The sequence below is a fragment of the Citrobacter sp. MGH105 genome (assembly GCF_001037485.2).
Taxonomy (GTDB): Bacteria; Pseudomonadota; Gammaproteobacteria; order Enterobacterales; family Enterobacteriaceae; genus Citrobacter; species Citrobacter portucalensis.
Genome location: NZ_CP073048.1, coordinates 1,108,196 through 1,125,221, shown reverse-complemented (window position 1 = coordinate 1,125,221; position 17,026 = coordinate 1,108,196). Strand labels below are relative to the sequence as shown.

Sequence of the window (17,026 nt, the reverse complement as noted above, 5' to 3'; positions counted from 1 at the left end):
TCAGGCTCCTCGTGAAACCACAATCACCACCAGCACCGCCAGCTCAATCAGCGCCAGGCGACGGAACAGCACCGGTGCAGCCGCATTATGCCAGCCCGGAACCAGTGATACCGGGTTCAGCCATTTACGCAGTTTGAGTACCGGGGCAAAGGCTTCTTTCACCGGCATGGCAAAACCGTGCGCGGTAATCACCATTGACTGCTCGTGATCGTAACCACACACCCATGCCGCACCGCGTGAACGCGACGGCAGACGGTTGCCTTTGAAAATGGCCATGATGATGAACGGCAGCAGCGGACACGCGATCAGCAGCAGCGTGATCATTGGCTGAGAAACGGTGGTGTTCGCGGTTTCCAACGGCAGCGGAACGGCAGAGGAGATCATCGGCAGCAGCCACGGCGCAGCAACGCCGCCAATCACGCAGCAGATAGCCAGCGCGACGACGCTCACTCCCATCAGGATTGGCGCGCAGCAGGCATTTTCAGCTTCCTTCGTGCGCGGTGCGCCAAGGAACGTAACGCCATAGACTTTCGCCATACACATCACCGCCAGCGCGCCGGTAATTGCCAGCCCTACCGCAAGCAACGGTCCTAACAGGCTACCGACAAACGCGCCGCTGTTGCCAAGCTTAAAGAAGGATTGGTAGATAACCCACTCACCGGCAAAACCGTTCAGCGGCGGCAGTGCGGCCATCGCCATCAGACCAACCAGCATCGCCAGCGAGATAACCGGCATACGTTTACCGATACCGCCCAGTTTTTCGATATCACGATGACCGGTACGGAACCAGATGCTGCCTGCACCCAGGAACAGAACGCTTTTGAACAGGCTGTGGTTTACCAGGTGGTACAGACCGCCGGTCAAACCCAGCGCGATCAGCGCCGGTTGATTCAGGGAAATTCCGGTCACGCCAGCGCCCAGACCCAGCAGAATAATGCCGATGTTTTCCAGCGTGTGGTACGCCAGCAGGCGCTGGATGTTGTGTTCCATCAGCGCATACAGACCGCCAACAAACGCGGTGATCATGCCCAGCACCAGCAGCGTAATCCCCCACCACAGCGGCGCGTTACCGCCCAGCAGCGACAGGGAGAGAATACCCAGCAGACCAACCTTCATGACGACGGTAGAGAACAGCGCCGCAGCCGGTGCGCTGGCATTGGCGTGTGCCTGTGGCACCCAACCGTGGAGCGGAATAATCCCGGCCAGCAGGCCAAAACCTGCCACGCCCAGCAGCCAGATGTCAGATCCGAGCGGCAGCTCCTGGGTGCGCAGGTCTAGCAGACGCAGCTCCAGAGTGCCGTAACGTTGCCACACCAGGTAGCAGGCGACCGCCAGCAGCAGCGTACCAATACGCCCCAGCGCAAACCACAGTTTGCCTTCTTTACTGCATCCGGTGAGGAACACGGCACACAGCGCCATGATTTCCTCCATCACCACCAGCGTACCGAGGTTACTGGCAACCACCGCACATACCGCCGCGGCCATCAGCAGATTCACCAGCAGGCCGTTAGCTTTCACCTGCGGATGACGATGCCAGTCAATGTTGTACAGGCTGACAAACAGGCCGCACAGGCCCAGTGTAATCAGCCAGATAGCATTCAGCGGAGTAATTTGCAGACTGTGACCAATAAACGGCATCACGCCGCTCACTGCCAGCGCATTAGTCAGAACGGTAAAACCCGCGGCTGCCGTACACAGGCTGCCGACCGCACCGCCAACCCCAGCAATCCAGCCGCTCAGCGATTTATGAAATGAAAACAGAAATGCCAGAACCGCAGCCGCTGTAAACCAGGCCACGCCGCTGTTAATCAGTGAAATTGCGCTCATTTTGCATCCCCACTCTGAGCCTGCTGAAACAAGGTGAGATCGCCGAAATCGGTATTGAAAGTCAGCTCACGCTTACGTTTGCTGGCGCGGGCGATATCCATGTTGCTCACCAGATGCAGGGCTTTGGTCGGACACATGCGCACGCAGGCAGGACCTTGCTCGTCAAAACTACACAGATCGCATTTCACCGCGATGGCACGAACGCCAGGAACCCAGTCCAACAGCGAACTCACGCGAGCAGGCGCTGGCGGAGCCGGAGGCGCTTTTGGCGTATTGGCGTTTGCCGGAATGTGTAGCGGACGGCTACCGGAAAACTCTATCGCGCCAAACGGACAAGCGATCCCGCACAGTTTGCAGCTTACGCACAGGCTTTCGTTCAGCTGTACGGCGCCATCAACGCGGTTAATGGCATTAACCGGACACACGGTGGCGCAAGGCGCATCTTCACACTGGTGGCAAAGCTGCGGCGCGGATTCTTTTTCATTTAACATCACTTTCAGGCGCGGCATTGACTGCAGGCCATGCTGGCGATGTGTCTCTGAGCAGGCGGCTTCACAGGTGTGGCAGCCAATACAAAGAGTGGAGTCAGCAATTACAAAACGATTCACCAGGCATTCCTCAGGTGATAGTCATTTTTGACGAAAACATGTCTACCAAATGTCATTTCGACATTTTTCGACATGCCCATTCCCTAAAACGTCGTGACGCAGTATGTAGACCGCACCATGACAAAGTGGGCAGCACCCGAGGCTTAAGCCGGGCTATGTCCCTCAACCAGCTGGCTTAAATTCACCGGCATATTGTTCTCAACCGCGGTGTACAGGCTGTCGTAGACGGTGGCGATTTTTTCGAGATAGTGCTCCAGCACCTGCTCGCGATCGCGGTTGCTAATACGCTCATCGACCTTACCGTCGATAGTCAATTCTGCCTGTGCAATCAGCTGCTTATCATCACCGTCTTTCGTTTCGACGTAGTATTCGATGGTATGGCTGTTAAAGCCGTCCGCCAGCGTGACGTAGATAGTGAAGTGTTCAAAAAGGACGAAGCAGAGATCCTTGTCCGGTGCGCAGCTCATCGCATGATGCAAACGCGCTTTTGACAGGGTGATCCCCTGAACCAGCGAGTTGCAGTAAATACGCCACTGGTCCTGTAGGCGACGATGCCGTTCAGCGATGTAATCGGCTTTTTCGCTTATTTCCCAAATAGTCATGTCAGGTTACCCGTTTAGCAGAGATGAACAGCCTTAAGCACATTTCATGCCAAAATTAAATTACTTAATTTTCATATAGATAAAAAATCAAAGGCGGGTGACGACATGTCATTTCGTCATCGTCGTCATTGTCACGAATGAAAAAAATCAACCTGGCATGCTTATTGCTTTTACTACGGCAACTTCACAGGAGGCGGTATGCACGAAATAACCCTCTGCCAACGGGCACTGGAATTGATTGAACAACAGGCCACGCAACACGGTGCTAAGCGAGTAACTGGGGTCTGGCTCAAAATTGGCGCATTTTCTTGCGTAGAAACCAGCGCTCTCTCCTTTTGTTTTGATCTGGTATGCCGCGGGACCCTTGCAGAAGGTTGTAAACTCCACCTCGAAGAACAAGAAGCCGAATGTTGGTGCGAATCTTGTCAGCAATACGTCACGTTACTGACGCAACGCGTGCGCCGATGTCCGCAATGCAACAGCGATATGCTGAGAATTGTGGCCGATGACGGCTTACAGATTCGACGTATTGAAATAGATGAAACTCCAGCGCCGGATGGCGACGCTTAAGCGTCTTATCCAGCCTACAGAAAGAGCTCGTTTGTAGGCCGGATAAGGCAACGTAGCCATCCGGCAACAGATGTATCGCAAGTAAAAAGATCAGGAGTGAGCGATGTGTACGACATGTGGTTGCGCTGAAGGCAACCTATATATAGAGGGTGATGAGCATAATCCCCACTCGGCGTTTCGCAGCGCGCCATTTGCCCCGGCGGCTCGTCCGGCGCTGAATATTACCGGTGTGAAGACCTCAAATTTCACACCGAGCCAGACCGAAGAAGGCGATTTGCACTACGGTCACGGTGAGGCCGGAACCCACGCACCAGGTATGAGCCAACGCCGTATGCTGGAAGTGGAAATTGACGTACTGGACAAAAACAACCGCCTCGCCGAGCGCAACCGTGCCCGCTTTGCGGCCCGTCAGCATCTGGTGCTGAACCTTGTTTCAAGCCCGGGCTCTGGTAAAACTACCCTGCTGACCGAAACGCTGATGAAGCTGAAAGATAGCGTGCCGTGCGCCGTTATCGAAGGTGACCAGCAGACGGTGAACGATGCCGCCCGTATTCGCGCCACAGGCACGCCCGCCATTCAGGTCAACACAGGTAAAGGTTGCCACCTTGACGCACAAATGATTGCTGACGCCGCGCCGCGTTTGCCGCTTGACGATAACGGTATTCTGTTCATTGAAAACGTCGGCAACCTGGTCTGCCCGGCCAGCTTCGACCTCGGCGAGCGCCATAAAGTGGCCGTGCTTTCAGTAACCGAAGGTGAAGACAAACCGCTGAAATACCCGCATATGTTTGCCGCCGCATCGCTGATGCTGCTCAACAAAGTGGATCTACTGCCGTACCTCAATTTTGACGTTGAAAAATGCATTGCCAGCGCCCGGGAAGTGAACCCGGGGATTGAGATTATCCTAATTTCCGCCACCAGTGGTGAAGGGATGGATCAATGGCTCTCCTGGCTGGAGACGCAGCGATGTGCATAGGTGTTCCGGGTCAAATCCGCACCATTGATGGCAACCAGGCCAAAGTCGACGTTTGCGGTATTCAGCGCGACGTCGACCTGACGCTGGTCGGTAGCTGTGATGAACATGGCCAACCGCGCCTCGGCCAGTGGGTACTGGTCCACGTCGGTTTTGCCATGAGCATCATTAATGAAGCTGAAGCGCGCGATACGCTCGACGCGCTGCAAAACATGTTTGACGTTGAGCCGGATGTCGGCGCGTTGCTGTACGGCGAGGAAAAATAAATGCGTTTTGTTGACGAATACCGCGCACCAGAACAGGTGATGCAGTTGATAGAGCACCTGTGTGAACGTGCCGCCCACCTCTCCTACACGGCTGAACGCCCGCTGCGGATCATGGAAGTTTGTGGTGGTCATACCCACGCTATCTTCAAATTCGGGCTCGACCAGTTGTTACCGGAAAACGTGGAGTTTATTCATGGTCCGGGTTGCCCGGTTTGCGTTCTGCCGATGGGCAGAATCGACAGCTGTGTAGAAATTGCCAGCCATCCAGAAGTAATTTTCTGCACCTTTGGCGACGCCATGCGCGTGCCAGGAAAACAAGGCTCACTACTACAGGCCAAAGCGCGCGGCGCGGATATCCGCATCGTCTATTCACCGATGGATGCACTGAAGCTGGCGCAGGAAAACCCAACGCGTAAAGTGGTGTTCTTTGGCCTGGGTTTTGAAACCACAATGCCAACGACCGCTATCACCCTGCAACAGGCAAAGCAGCGTGACGTGCAGAACTTTTACTTTTTCTGCCAGCACATCACGCTTATCCCTACGCTGCGCAGCCTGCTGGAACAGCCGGACAACGGTATCGACGCCTTTTTAGCGCCGGGCCACGTCAGCATGGTGATTGGCACCGACGCCTACAACTTCATTGCTTCAGATTTCCATCGCCCGCTGGTGGTCGCCGGTTTCGAACCGCTTGATCTCCTGCAAGGCGTAGTGATGTTAATTGAGCAGAAAATTGCAGCCCAAAGCCAGGTAGAAAACCAGTACCGCCGCGTGGTACCGGATGCCGGTAACGCGTTAGCGCAACAGGCCATTGCCGAGGTGTTCTGCGTCAATGGTGACAGCGAATGGCGCGGTCTGGGCGTTATCGAATCCTCTGGCGTTCACCTGACGCCGGACTATCAGCGCTTTGATGCCGAAGCACATTTCCAGCCAGCGCCGCAGCAGGTGTATGACGATCCGCGCGCGCGTTGTGGGGAAGTGCTGACGGGCAGATGTAAACCACATCAGTGCCCGTTATTTGGCAAAACGTGTAACCCGGAGACCGCGTTTGGCGCCCTGATGGTCTCCTCAGAAGGCGCATGTGCCGCCTGGTATCAGTATCGTCAGCAGGAGTGTGAAGCATGAGCAGCGTACAACTCGCCCACGGTAGCGGCGGTCAGGCTATGCAGCAGTTGATCAACAGTCTGTTTATGGAGGCTTTCGCGAATCCGTGGCTGGCGGAACAAGAAGATCAGGCGCGTCTGGAACTGGCACAACTGGTGGCAGAAGGCGACCGTCTGGCGTTTTCAACTGACAGCTACGTTATCGATCCGTTGTTCTTCCCCGGCGGCAATATTGGCAAGCTGGCCATCTGCGGTACGGCTAACGACGTGGCGGTCAGCGGAGCTATTCCACGCTACCTCTCCTGCGGTTTTATCCTCGAAGAGGGCCTGCCGATGGAGACACTGAAAACCGTTGTTAACAGCATGGCAGCAACCGCGCGCGAAGCAGGTATCGCCATCGTGACTGGCGATACCAAAGTCGTGCAGCGTGGTGCAGCAGACAAGCTGTTCATTAACACTGCCGGAATGGGGGCAATTCCCGCCAACATTCACTGGGGTGCACAGACTCTCGGTGTGGGTGATGTGCTGCTGGTCAGTGGTTCGCTTGGCGATCACGGCGCAACTATCCTTAACCTACGCGAGCAATTGGGTCTGGATGGCGAACTGGTCAGCGACTGCGCGGTGTTAACACCTCTTATCCAGACGCTGCGTGATATTCCTGGCGTGAAGGCGCTTCGTGACGCCACCCGTGGCGGCGTGAATGCGGTCACGCATGAATTTGCCGCTGCATGTGGATTTGGTATTGAGTTGTCTGAAGCTGCCCTGCCCGTGAAGCCAGCGGTGCGTGGCGTTTGCGAGCTGCTGGGTCTGGATGCGCTCAACTTTGCCAACGAAGGCAAACTGGTGATTGCCGTTGAACGCCAGGCCGCTGAAACCGTGCTTGCCGCGCTGCGCGCGCATCCGTTAGGGTGCGATGCTGCAATGATTGGTGAAGTGGTCGAACGCAAAGGTGTTCGTCTTGCCGGACTCTACGGCGTGAAACGAACCCTCGATTTACCACACGCCGAACCATTACCTCGTATATGCTAGCAGCCGGTTGGCAGCATGCTGTAGGCCGGATAAGACGCATTTGTGTCACTATCCGGCATTAACGCTGCATAACGCCTGATGGCGCTTTGCTTATCAGGCCTACGGATTGCGTGACCAGCGAGTTTGCGGTCAGCCATCCGGCAATAATTTACGACTTATACCTATAATTCATTTACCGTTTTCGCACCGTTCTGCGGTGCTTTCCCTGGAAAAGCAATATGTCGTATACACCGATGAGTGACCTCGGACAGCAAGGCCTGTTCGATATTACTCGTACATTATTACAGCAGCCCGATCTCCCGTCTCTTAGCGAGGCGCTTTCGCAGCTGGTCAAGCGTTCAGCGCTGGCCGACTGCGCGGCTATTGTCTTATGGCAGGCACAAACGCAACGTGCGCGTTATTTTGCAACGCGTGAAAATGGTAAACCCATCGATTATGAAGACGAAACGGTGCTGGCACATGGTCCGGTACGCCGCATTTTGTCTCGCCCTGATGCGTTGCACTGCAACTATCATGAGTTTACGGAAACATGGCCACAATTGGCTTCAGGTGGACTGTATTCTGAATTTGGCCACTACTGCCTGCTGCCACTGGCGGCAGATGGGCGCATCTTTGGCGGTTGCGAATTCATCCGTAACGAAGACCGTCCGTGGAGTGAAAAAGAATATAACCGTCTACAGACCTTCACTCAGATAGTCGGCGTCGTTGCTGAACAAATTCAAAGCAGAGTCAGCAACAACGTCGATTACGATCTGCTGTGTCGTGAGCGTGACAACTTTCGCATCCTGGTCGCCATCACCAATGCCGTGCTCTCCCGACTGGATATTGATGAGCTGGTCAGCGAAGTCGCCAAAGAGATCCACCACTACTTCGACATCGATGCCATCAGCATCGTGTTACGCAGCGATCGCAAAAATAAACTCAGTATCTATTCCACTCACTATCTGGATGAACATCATCCGGCACACGAACAGAGTGAAGTGGACGAAGCGGGAACGCTCTCTGAACGGGTCTTCAAAAGCAAAGAGATGCTGCTGATCAACCTGAGCGAACGTGACATCCTTGCCCCTTACGAACGGATGCTGTTCGAAACCTGGGGCAACCAGCTACAAACCCTGTGTCTGCTACCGCTGATGTCCGGCAATACTATGCTCGGCGTACTCAAGCTGGCACAGTGCGAAGAGAAAGTTTTCACTACCGCCAACCTCAAGCTATTGCGCCAGATTGCCGAGCGTGTGGCAATTGCCGTGGATAACGCGCTAGCCTACCAGGAAATTCACCGCCTGAAGGAACGTCTGGTCGATGAAAACCTGGCGTTGACTGAACAACTCAACAACGTAGAGAGTGAGTTCGGCGAAATCATTGGTCGCAGCGAAGCTATGTACAGCGTACTCAAGCAGGTCGAAATGGTGGCGCAAAGCGACAGCACCGTCTTGATTCTGGGTGAGACCGGAACGGGTAAAGAGCTGATCGCACGAGCCATTCACAACCTGAGCGGACGTAACGCCCGCCGGATGGTGAAGATGAACTGCGCGGCAATGCCTGCCGGATTACTGGAAAGCGATCTGTTTGGTCATGAGCGTGGCGCGTTTACCGGTGCCAGCACGCAGCGGATTGGTCGTTTCGAGCTGGCAGATAAAAGTTCGCTGTTCCTCGATGAAGTTGGCGATATGCCGCTGGAGCTTCAGCCTAAGCTACTGCGGGTTCTGCAAGAGCAGGAATTTGAACGTCTGGGCAGTAATAAGCTGATCCAGACCGATGTCCGTTTGATCGCCGCCACCAACCGCGATCTGAAGAAGATGGTTGCCGATCGCGAATTTCGTAACGATCTGTATTACCGACTGAACGTCTTCCCGATCCATCTGCCGCCGCTGCGTGAGCGCCCGGAAGATATTCCGCTGCTGGTAAAAGCCTTCACCTTTAAAATTGCTCGTCGGATGGGACGCAATATCGACAGTATTCCTGCCGAGGCTCTGCGCACGCTGAGCTGTATGGAATGGCCGGGTAACGTGCGTGAGCTGGAAAACGTGGTAGAACGTGCGGTTCTGCTTACCCGGGGCAACGTGCTGCAACTATCCCTTCCGGATATTGCCCCTTTGACGCCGTCTACGCCTCCGGTGGCAACCGAAGTCGCACAGGACGGTGAAGATGAATACCAGTTGATTATGCGCGTACTGAAAGAAACCAACGGGGTGGTTGCCGGTCCCAAAGGCGCGGCACAAAGGCTGGGGCTGAAACGTACAACGTTACTCTCACGCATGAAGAGATTAGGCATTGATAAGGATGCACTGGTTTAACTGATTGCCCGATAGCGCTACGCTTATCGGGCCTACATGACGGAGGCGTTTACCTCGTAGGCCGGATAAGGCATCGCCGCCATCCGGCATAGAATTACTTCTTCCGCTGGTACTTCTCCGGTAACGCCGGCACTGGACGTTTGTCATCAATCAGGTGACGTACGGTCAGAATCGGGTGACGCCAGAGCATTCTCGGTCCAGCCCAACGCATAATTTGCTTCATCTCTTCGCGTTTAGCAGGTTGATAACAGTGCACAGGACACTGTTTACAGGCCGGTTTTTCCTCACCAAATACGCACTTGTCGAGGCGTTTTTGCGCATAGGCAAATAACGCATCGTAATGCCCCGGCTCGTCTGAAGCCTGCGGACACTGGCTCTCGTAGAGCGAAATCATTCTCTGGATCGTCATTTTTTCACGTGCAATGCGTTTGCCGGACATGATGCCTCCACAATTAAGTTGCATAAATAATACACCTTAATCATGAAGGCAACCAAGACCCGAGTACCACTTACTCGTCACAACGGCTAAATTGCCCTGCGTTTATAAGGACGGTAGTGTGGTAACCAAAAGTTATCTTTTATGCTTTGCAACAGCGCGTCGTCGCTCATCTTCTCTGCCACGCCCGACAGCTGCGCTGCCTTACCGACCTCAAAGGCAATGCTGCGGGTCACCTCACAGATTGTCTCAATCTCCGGCAACAGAGCACCTTCCCCGTTACGCACCAACGGGGAAGCATCGGCTAGCGCACGGCTTGCCGCCATCAGCATAGCCTCTGTTACGCGTGTCGCACCACTGGCGATAGCCCCCAGACCGATGGCCGGGAAAACATACACGTTATTACACTGCGCCACCGGAATGGAGCGTCCATTAAATTCAATCACACCGCAGGGACTACCGGTCGCGATAATGGCCTGTCCCTCGGTCCAGCGAATGATATCTTCTGGTCGCGCTTCCATTCTCGAAGTGGGATTCGACAACGGCATAACGATCGGGCGGCCGCAGTATTGGTACATCGTGCTAATGACCTCCTGCGAGAACAATCCAGCCTGACCCGACACACCCAGCATCACCGTGGGTTTGGCATTGTGGATAACCTCCAGTAGCGACGGTGCCAGCCCCTCAAACTGCCAGTCAGATACGGCCTCGGGAGACTGCGCCAGCGGTTGCTGGAAATCAGCTAAGGCATTATTGGTGGTCATCACCAGACCGTCGCGATCCACCATAAAAATGGTCCGTCTGGCTTCGGCCTCGCTCATTCCTTCACTGATGCGGCAGGCAATAATATGCCGGGCGATCCCACATCCTGCAGCCCCCGCCCCCACAATTACGATTGATTGCTGACGGAAGTCACGACCGCTGCCTCGGCAGGCCGCAACCAGAGTCGCCAGAGCCACCGACGCCGTGCCCTGAATGTCATCGTTAAAACAGCACATCTCATCGCGATAACGGTCCAGCAGCGGCACCGCAGTATGCTGGGCAAAATCTTCAAACTGCAGCAGAACGTTAGGCCAGCGCCGTTTTACGGCGGCAATAAACATTCCAATAAATGCGAAATAGTCTTCACCAGTTATGCGCGGATGACGCCAGCCGATATAGCGCGGATCGTCCAGCAGTCGCGCATTATTCGTGCCGACATCCAGTAAAATAGGTAGCGTATTCGCCGGATTTACCCCGCCACAGACGGTATAGAGCGACAGTTTCCCGATAGGAATCCCCATACCGCCAACGCCCTGGTCACCTAGCCCCAGAATGCGCTCACCATCGGTGACGACGATGACCTTGATATCGTGCCGTGGAATATCATGCAAAATATCGTCAATACGATCGCGATCGGGCCAGGAGATAAAGACACCGCGTGCACGACGATATATCCACGAGAATTTTTCACAGGCGGCCCCGACTACCGGGGTATAAACGATGGGCAGCATCTCTGGAAGATGCTTTTTCAACAGGTAATAAAATAACGTTTCGTTAGTATCCTGGATATTACGCAAGTAAATATGTCGAGCGTTGTGGGATTCAGCCTCAAGATATTGTTGATACGCCCGTTCGGCTTGTTCATCAATATTCTCAATGGCACAAGGCAGTAGCCCACTCAGGTTAAAGTCATACCTTTCTTGCTGCGTGAAGCTGCTTCCCTTGTTTAATAACGGAGATTCAAGCAGTAACTTCCCCGTAAACGGGACGTATAAAACATCGTTTGTCACGTTGCCATCCATAAATTACAACCAGATAAAAAATAAGAGCCTGCATTAGCAGGCTCCAGGGATTCAAATCAGGACATAGTTGGCAACCAGCATCGCCGCGATACCGGCCAGCGCTGGAAGCAGCGTTCTTCTGACGATCATAAACGGTGAACATTCTCCTGCTTTACTCACCGCAATAATGATTCCAGCCACTGGGGACATTGAGCGCCCCATTCCCGCCATTAACTGCATAGGCAGGATCATATTGACTGCACTCTCACCAAATTTTGCTGCAATGGAGGGGGCCAGGCCGGAGAAGGAGAAAAAGGCGGCAACGCCAGAGCCCGTCAGGACGGCGGTTACACCCACCAGTGCGGTCATCACCAGGGTCATGCTGGTAAAGCCCAGTCCTGCGTTTTGCACTGACTGTAACAGGTAGTCCACCGCGCCAATTTTCTGCAGCCCCTGGGCATAGATATCCGCACACACCAGCAAGGAAACGATGCTGGTAAACATGCTGCCCATCCCTTTGAAAAAGACCTGTATCCCTTTGCAGCAGCTTTTGAAATCTCGGGTAGCCACCAATTCAAAGAAAAATGCGACGACAGCGCCAAGGATCATCGCTGTGACCACGTCTATTTTGATGGACTTGATAACCAAAGGGCTAAAGACCAGCACCAGTACGACAGGCAGGACGGGTAACAGCGCGTAAATAGCGGGTACCTTTCGGCCTTCTTCTTCCGCTTGCGCCACGCTTTGCGCCCCCGGTACGAAGCCATCTTTTTTGTCGAAATACTTCGCGGTAAAGTAAATCACCACCGCAACGGCCAGCATCACCACCACCGCCACCGGCATCTGGTAATGCGCAAAGTAGATCGCGCTTTCCATGCCAGCATGTTTAGCCGCCAGATTCGCAGTACCTACCGCGGGCCCTAGATCCATAAACGCGCACAGACCAATCATCGCGGCCGCAGAGGCTTTACTGACCCCCAGACGAACCAGAACCGGGAAGAATGTCACCAGCAGCAACATCGCCAGTCCCGCCGCACTTGAAATTGCCACATGCAGAAGCTGTGCGCAGATATACCCCAGCGCAAGGATCAGGTAAGGCGCTTTAATCACCTGCAGCGGTCGAATGCACATATTGACCATCGCATTCGACGCTTTAATGTGATCCATATAGCTGGCAAATCCACCCGCAGCCATGATGATAAGACCAATACCTGCAATTTGTGTGGTGAGCGATTCTTTTGCAAAGCTAAAGATATCCAACCAGGTTGACCCCGTGGATTTTGCTTTATCGTAGAGAATGCTGTTTTCAGGATAAAACAGTACGGTAATGGTCAATAATGCCAGTCCAGCGAGTAATAAAACAGTTTGCGGCTGATAATTTTTCACAATTAACCATGCAGCAATAACTGTTATCACTATTGCTATAATAAACGCTGTCATAATAACAATTCCTATGCCATACAAATCGGGTAGGGTTACCTGTCATATCATCATAGCTTATATAGGATAGTAAAAAATCAACCCCATATATAAGCAGCTATAATATGTACGTAAATTTATCGTATTACATACTCAAATATTGAGATTTAATTGTAATGGGTTGTGTGGTTGTAAAATACGGGAAAGGTGTTTTCCCACCTCTTTTTGTGAGTAAGATCGCAACTACATCTGAATGTAGTCGCAGACCTCAGAAAAGGCTGGATGCGGGTTTCCAACATATTCATTCTATGATTGACGTCGAAAGTGTATTACCCTATAACAACGTTGATATACAATAGTCATCGGGTGTTATCCATGTACAAAAAAAACACGTTAAGTCTGGATGAGTATAACTTACTTACTCTTAATATGGGTGATCTAACTGAATCTGAGTGCCGACTCAATGAGTACATTAATAAACACTTCAATGAACTTCCCTATCATGGCATTGTTGACCTCTCGCAAAATGCGATGGTAAGCAAAGCAACCATTGGCCGATTTTTAAATAAGATTGGGTTTACGGGTTACGCCGCTTTTCGCAAAGCATTAGACATTACGCTGTCAAAAAATAAAATATCCGCACCTTTTGAGAAAAACATCAAACTACGTAACAATCCCAGCATTACCACTGAAAGTATCGTTACTGATTTCACCCATAAAGTATCAGAATTATTTAATCAATTTAAAAATAATATCGACATTGAAAGCCTTAATGCGTTTATCGATCTGGTACTGAACAATCAACGTCATATTTATGTCGTCGGTCCGTCATCATCTCATGCAATGGCAACGCATTTTTGTACACTGTTAAAGTACTTTCGCAGTGACATCACCCTTTTACCGACGGACATCAGCGAACTCCCCAAATGTCTCATCAATATTGAGGAAGAGGATGTCCTGATTGTGTTCTCCTACTATCGATTTAATCGGGTTGCCCTCAATATTGCAAAGTGGTTCAGAAAAAAGAACGCCGTCGTGGTACTGGTTACCAACTCAGAAGCGAACCCTTACGGTAAATTTTGCGATCTGCAGTTTGTTCTTCCCAGCGACGTACAGTCCATTTTTCAAAGCCGTATACTCGGCTTCTTTTTTATCGAACTCATATTGCATCTGGCTTATGAGAAAGGAGATAACGAGGGGAATTTTGCACAACTGGAAGAGTTATTTGTCTTTTTCGAAACGTTTTCTGCATCAGCACACAACACTTAGCACCGCCAGCCGCCAGGAGAGTTATCCCTCCCGGCAGCAAGACAAATCAGGCAATCTCTACCGTTTTCACGCGCTCGAACTCAGCTAAAGTTTCAGCGATTAGCGCGTCGTTAGCCCCGATATATGACAGCGGCTCGCAGGCGGCGGTAATTTCCTCTACAGACAATGATGCGCGGATTTCCGGGCTAGCCTGCACGATCTCCATGAAGCTGTGCTCTCCAGTTGCATGCTTTAGCAGGTTTTTCACTAAGTTATAGGCGGACTCTCTGCCGATTTTGGCGGCAAGTCTCATCGTCAGTGATTCCGACATAATAAAGTGCTTTGAGCAATCGAAATTAGCACGCATCTTCTCTTCATTAATGATGAGATGCGAAAGCAGATTCTTTGCGCGTGTCAGGCTGGTCGATAAAGCATTTGAGGCCTCCGGGAGGATTGTCCAGTTTAATACCCTCATTGAGGCGGCTCGCACATCCTGTTGATCCAGCATTGCTGGGGCGCCAGACGCATACATCCATCCCATCCTTGCCAGCGTTTGCATCATGTTACTGGCGCGCGGATTAACCTTGTGCGGCATCGTGCTCGACCCTCCACCACCTTCTCCCTCAAGCACTTCAGCAATCGGCGTGCGTCCCATTGTTTCGACATCGTTGGCCAGACGACATAGCGTGCCGTGAACAAGGGCAAAAAACTGCACAACTTCAACAACCGCATCCTGGCTGGCATTATTAATGCCGCAGGGTACGTTCAGACCCAGTGCCAACATCAGTCGTTCACGTGTTTCCATTCCCTGCTCTCCTACGGAGGCCAAATTACCTACCGCGCCGCCAAAGAGCCCGGTTACAGCTCGCGGGTACAGCTGCTGAAGTCTTATCAGATGGCGGTTAATCTCTGCCAGATAACTGCAAACATGCAGCCCCCACGTTGTCGCAGAAGCATCCACTGAATTGGTGCGTGCAACCATCACCGTTCGGGTATGACGTATTGCCATCGCTTTCATTGCCTCGCCAACATCGAGCAATTGCTCGCGCAGCAGCTGCAACGTTTGTTGCAGTCTCATCGCCATGCCAGAGTCCAGCAGATCCTGGGTAGTACATCCCCAGTGCAAAAACTGACTTACTAAAGGTGTACCGCAAGCAGAGATCTGATCGATCAGCGGTTTTATCGCCATACCAACCGTCTGTGTTTCCTGTGCAAGAGCCGGCCAATCTATCCGTATTTCCCTGCACGTTTTTTCAATTTCGACGGCGGCTTGCTCAGGGATAATCCCCTGCTCACCTTGCACTCGAGCGACAGTTGCCTCAAATCGCAACCAACACCGCAGCAGATTGTCGTCAGACCATATTTCCCGCATCCGACCTTGGGTGAACAATGAAGAATAAAGATCAGAATCAAATACCGTTGTTTGCTTACCGAACATACAGCGCCTCTCCGGCCAATGAATGCATCATAATCGAAAATGTGATTAATCAATTTTGCAGGATCTGTTTTCCAGATTATAGGGGAAAATAGTATTCCCACCCAAAAAACGGCCATGAGAATACAATATTCCCATTTTCGTTTTTTCCACCAAGTAGAAATGAGATGTACTTCACAGTAATTTGTGAATTACATTCCAAGCAGGCGTAATATTTCAGCAGAAATGCGCATTAAATATAAGAACCATTAATACAATAGTGAAATTAGTGATATTTATGCGTGAATAATCACATTTCATTACGAGAAAAAATAATTCCCATACCGCTGACACTCTTTTTCCACAAACAATTACCTCGCTGTGAACTTTATTTTATGGTCAGGAAACTAATGCTGGTTTGAGGGATGACATGAAGCTAAAAAATTATTCACTAATATTACTTATGGGTATGAGTTCCTCGGCGTTCGCCTTAAACGTCTATAATAAGGATGGCAATACTCTGGATATCTATGGCCGCGTTGAGGGAAAAATAGCAAGTGGTCAGAATTCATTTGCTGGCAGTGAAAGCCGAAGCGATCTGGGTGGCCGTGTAGGTATTTACCTCACCCGAGATCTGGATCTTCTGCCAGATACCAAAATCGTGGGTCGACTGGAATGGCAGGTGCGTACCGAAAAAAATGATAACAATACCGGTGAAAGCGATATGGAGGCCCGTTATTCCTATGTCGGTCTGTCAAATAAAACATGGGGTGAACTGATCACCGGGAGAACCAAAAATCCGTTGTATCAGGTAATGAAAATGACCGATAAGTACAAAAATTTCACCCCTAATATCTATAGCTATGGCATTACAACCATTGATGATTCATACCAGTTCAACCGCCAGGACGGCACCGTCCAGTGGAATGCCAAATTTGCCGGTAACGAAATTCAACTGGCATGGGTCTCCGGTAATGGCAACAGCGATAACGAAGCCCTGGATTACGGCGCGATGGCCAGCTACCGCAAGTCTTTCAAATTTGGTGATTTTAGAATTACACCCGCACTCGCGGCCAGTCGTTACAAACGACAGGATGGCGTAGTGACCACCGATGGGCGTAATCAAAACGATCAAATTATGGGAGGATTACAACTCAGTTATAAAGCCTATGAAGTCGCGGTAACCGCATTGCGTACTTCTATTTCTCGCGATAACAAAAGCGATAATAATTATAAAGGGATGGATTCACTCATTTCCTACAATTTTGGCACCGTCAAGGTTCTCACCGGATATAGTTTTTTAAATGAAGATGGTAAAGATATTGCTGAAAAAGAAGACTGGCGTGCTGAGGCGCAATTAACATTGGCTGAGGATACGTGGTTATCATTTACTTACGATAAAGAATTCGCCAGTAAGAACAAAAAAACCAATGATGATGCGCTCATCGTTGGACTCCGTTACGACTTCTAAGAG

The 17,026-nt window shown here is 51.7% G+C and carries 15 protein-coding genes; 8 read left to right on the top strand and 7 right to left on the bottom strand.

The window, feature by feature from the left end:
- From hycC to hycA, 3 genes are all read right to left on the bottom strand, one after another.
- The gene (gene hycC, locus SK35_RS05305) at positions 1–1,827 is read right to left on the bottom strand and encodes a formate hydrogenlyase subunit 3 (RefSeq protein WP_048215682.1); all 1,827 of its coding nucleotides are present in this window, start codon (positions 1,825–1,827) and stop codon (positions 1–3) included.
- Positions 1,824–2,435 carry a formate hydrogenlyase subunit HycB gene (gene hycB / locus SK35_RS05300; protein WP_003825909.1) on the bottom strand — a complete coding sequence of 204 codons (612 nt, stop codon included), beginning with the start codon at positions 2,433–2,435 and terminating at the stop codon, positions 1,824–1,826. The genes hycC and hycB overlap by 4 nt, the downstream gene beginning before the upstream one ends.
- A gap of 143 nt (positions 2,436–2,578) precedes the next feature.
- The gene (hycA, locus tag SK35_RS05295; RefSeq protein WP_008785633.1) at positions 2,579–3,037 is read right to left on the bottom strand and encodes a formate hydrogenlyase regulator HycA; all 459 of its coding nucleotides are present in this window, start codon (positions 3,035–3,037) and stop codon (positions 2,579–2,581) included.
- A 198-nt stretch (positions 3,038–3,235) separates the two neighbouring features.
- Between hycA and hypA the strand changes: the two genes are divergently transcribed.
- The 6 genes from hypA to flhA all read left to right on the top strand — a co-directional run bounded on the left by hypA (position 3,236) and on the right by flhA (position 9,272).
- Complete coding sequence (gene hypA / locus SK35_RS05290; RefSeq protein WP_008785634.1) at positions 3,236–3,607, top strand: hydrogenase maturation nickel metallochaperone HypA; 372 nt, start codon at positions 3,236–3,238, stop codon at positions 3,605–3,607.
- A gap of 103 nt (positions 3,608–3,710) precedes the next feature.
- Entirely contained in the window at positions 3,711–4,583 is an 873-nt protein-coding gene (gene hypB, locus SK35_RS05285) for a hydrogenase nickel incorporation protein HypB (RefSeq protein WP_003037409.1), read from the top strand.
- The gene (gene hypC, locus SK35_RS05280) at positions 4,574–4,846 is read left to right on the top strand and encodes a hydrogenase 3 maturation protein HypC (RefSeq protein WP_003037411.1); all 273 of its coding nucleotides are present in this window, start codon (positions 4,574–4,576) and stop codon (positions 4,844–4,846) included. Before hypB ends, hypC begins: the two co-directional genes overlap by 10 nt.
- A complete protein-coding gene (gene hypD / locus SK35_RS05275) occupies positions 4,847–5,968 on the top strand; it encodes a hydrogenase formation protein HypD (protein WP_003825899.1) in 1,122 nt (373 codons plus the stop codon).
- Positions 5,965–6,975 carry a hydrogenase maturation carbamoyl dehydratase HypE gene (gene hypE / locus SK35_RS05270; RefSeq protein WP_048215681.1) on the top strand — a complete coding sequence of 337 codons (1,011 nt, stop codon included), beginning with the start codon at positions 5,965–5,967 and terminating at the stop codon, positions 6,973–6,975. The genes hypD and hypE overlap by 4 nt, the downstream gene beginning before the upstream one ends.
- Before the next feature lie 218 nt (positions 6,976–7,193).
- Positions 7,194–9,272 carry a formate hydrogenlyase transcriptional activator FlhA gene (flhA, locus tag SK35_RS05265; RefSeq protein ID WP_032944751.1) on the top strand — a complete coding sequence of 693 codons (2,079 nt, stop codon included), beginning with the start codon at positions 7,194–7,196 and terminating at the stop codon, positions 9,270–9,272.
- 94 nt (positions 9,273–9,366) lie between these two features.
- On the opposite strand, the gene SK35_RS05260 is transcribed toward flhA, so the two are convergent.
- From SK35_RS05260 to dcuC, 3 genes are all read right to left on the bottom strand, one after another.
- Entirely contained in the window at positions 9,367–9,711 is a 345-nt protein-coding gene (locus tag SK35_RS05260) for a nitrous oxide-stimulated promoter family protein (protein WP_048215680.1), read from the bottom strand.
- Positions 9,712–9,797: 86 nt separating this feature from the next.
- On the bottom strand, positions 9,798–11,492 hold the full coding sequence (locus tag SK35_RS05255) for an NAD-dependent malic enzyme (RefSeq protein ID WP_048215679.1): 1,695 nt from the start codon (positions 11,490–11,492) through the stop codon (positions 9,798–9,800).
- 51 nt (positions 11,493–11,543) lie between these two features.
- On the bottom strand, positions 11,544–12,911 hold the full coding sequence (dcuC, locus tag SK35_RS05250) for a C4-dicarboxylate transporter DcuC (RefSeq protein WP_003825883.1): 1,368 nt from the start codon (positions 12,909–12,911) through the stop codon (positions 11,544–11,546).
- A gap of 354 nt (positions 12,912–13,265) precedes the next feature.
- Between dcuC and SK35_RS05245 the strand changes: the two genes are divergently transcribed.
- Positions 13,266–14,159: a MurR/RpiR family transcriptional regulator gene (locus SK35_RS05245; RefSeq protein WP_003825882.1), complete on the top strand. Its 894-nt coding sequence runs from the start codon at positions 13,266–13,268 to the stop codon at positions 14,157–14,159.
- 46 nt (positions 14,160–14,205) lie between these two features.
- On the opposite strand, the gene SK35_RS05240 is transcribed toward SK35_RS05245, so the two are convergent.
- The gene (locus SK35_RS05240; RefSeq protein ID WP_048215678.1) at positions 14,206–15,576 is read right to left on the bottom strand and encodes a class-II fumarase/aspartase family protein; all 1,371 of its coding nucleotides are present in this window, start codon (positions 15,574–15,576) and stop codon (positions 14,206–14,208) included.
- Between the two features lie 406 nt (positions 15,577–15,982).
- Here SK35_RS05240 and SK35_RS05235 point away from each other — a divergent pair, with 406 nt between their 5' ends.
- Complete coding sequence (locus tag SK35_RS05235) at positions 15,983–17,023, top strand: porin (RefSeq protein WP_032944758.1); 1,041 nt, start codon at positions 15,983–15,985, stop codon at positions 17,021–17,023.
- Positions 17,024–17,026 lie beyond the last annotated feature (3 nt).

Bases quoted from the DNA above. Each gene is read 5' to 3' on its own strand.
- SK35_RS05260 (WP_048215680.1), bottom strand. From the start codon at position 9,711: ATGTCCGGCAAACGCATTGCACGTGAAAAAATGACGATCCAGAGAATG.
- SK35_RS05245 (WP_003825882.1), top strand. From the start codon at position 13,266: ATGTACAAAAAAAACACGTTAAGTCTGGATGAGTATAACTTACTTACT.
- hypD (WP_003825899.1), top strand. From the start codon at position 4,847: ATGCGTTTTGTTGACGAATACCGCGCACCAGAACAGGTGATGCAGTTG.
- flhA (WP_032944751.1), top strand. From the start codon at position 7,194: ATGTCGTATACACCGATGAGTGACCTCGGACAGCAAGGCCTGTTCGAT.
- hycC (WP_048215682.1), bottom strand. From the start codon at position 1,827: ATGAGCGCAATTTCACTGATTAACAGCGGCGTGGCCTGGTTTACAGCG.
- hypA (WP_008785634.1), top strand. From the start codon at position 3,236: ATGCACGAAATAACCCTCTGCCAACGGGCACTGGAATTGATTGAACAA.
- SK35_RS05240 (WP_048215678.1), bottom strand. From the start codon at position 15,576: ATGTTCGGTAAGCAAACAACGGTATTTGATTCTGATCTTTATTCTTCA.
- dcuC (WP_003825883.1), bottom strand. From the start codon at position 12,911: ATGACAGCGTTTATTATAGCAATAGTGATAACAGTTATTGCTGCATGG.
- SK35_RS05255 (WP_048215679.1), bottom strand. From the start codon at position 11,492: ATGGATGGCAACGTGACAAACGATGTTTTATACGTCCCGTTTACGGGG.
- SK35_RS05235 (WP_032944758.1), top strand. From the start codon at position 15,983: ATGAAGCTAAAAAATTATTCACTAATATTACTTATGGGTATGAGTTCC.
- hycA (WP_008785633.1), bottom strand. From the start codon at position 3,037: ATGACTATTTGGGAAATAAGCGAAAAAGCCGATTACATCGCTGAACGG.
- hypB (WP_003037409.1), top strand. From the start codon at position 3,711: ATGTGTACGACATGTGGTTGCGCTGAAGGCAACCTATATATAGAGGGT.
- hypC (WP_003037411.1), top strand. From the start codon at position 4,574: ATGTGCATAGGTGTTCCGGGTCAAATCCGCACCATTGATGGCAACCAG.
- hypE (WP_048215681.1), top strand. From the start codon at position 5,965: ATGAGCAGCGTACAACTCGCCCACGGTAGCGGCGGTCAGGCTATGCAG.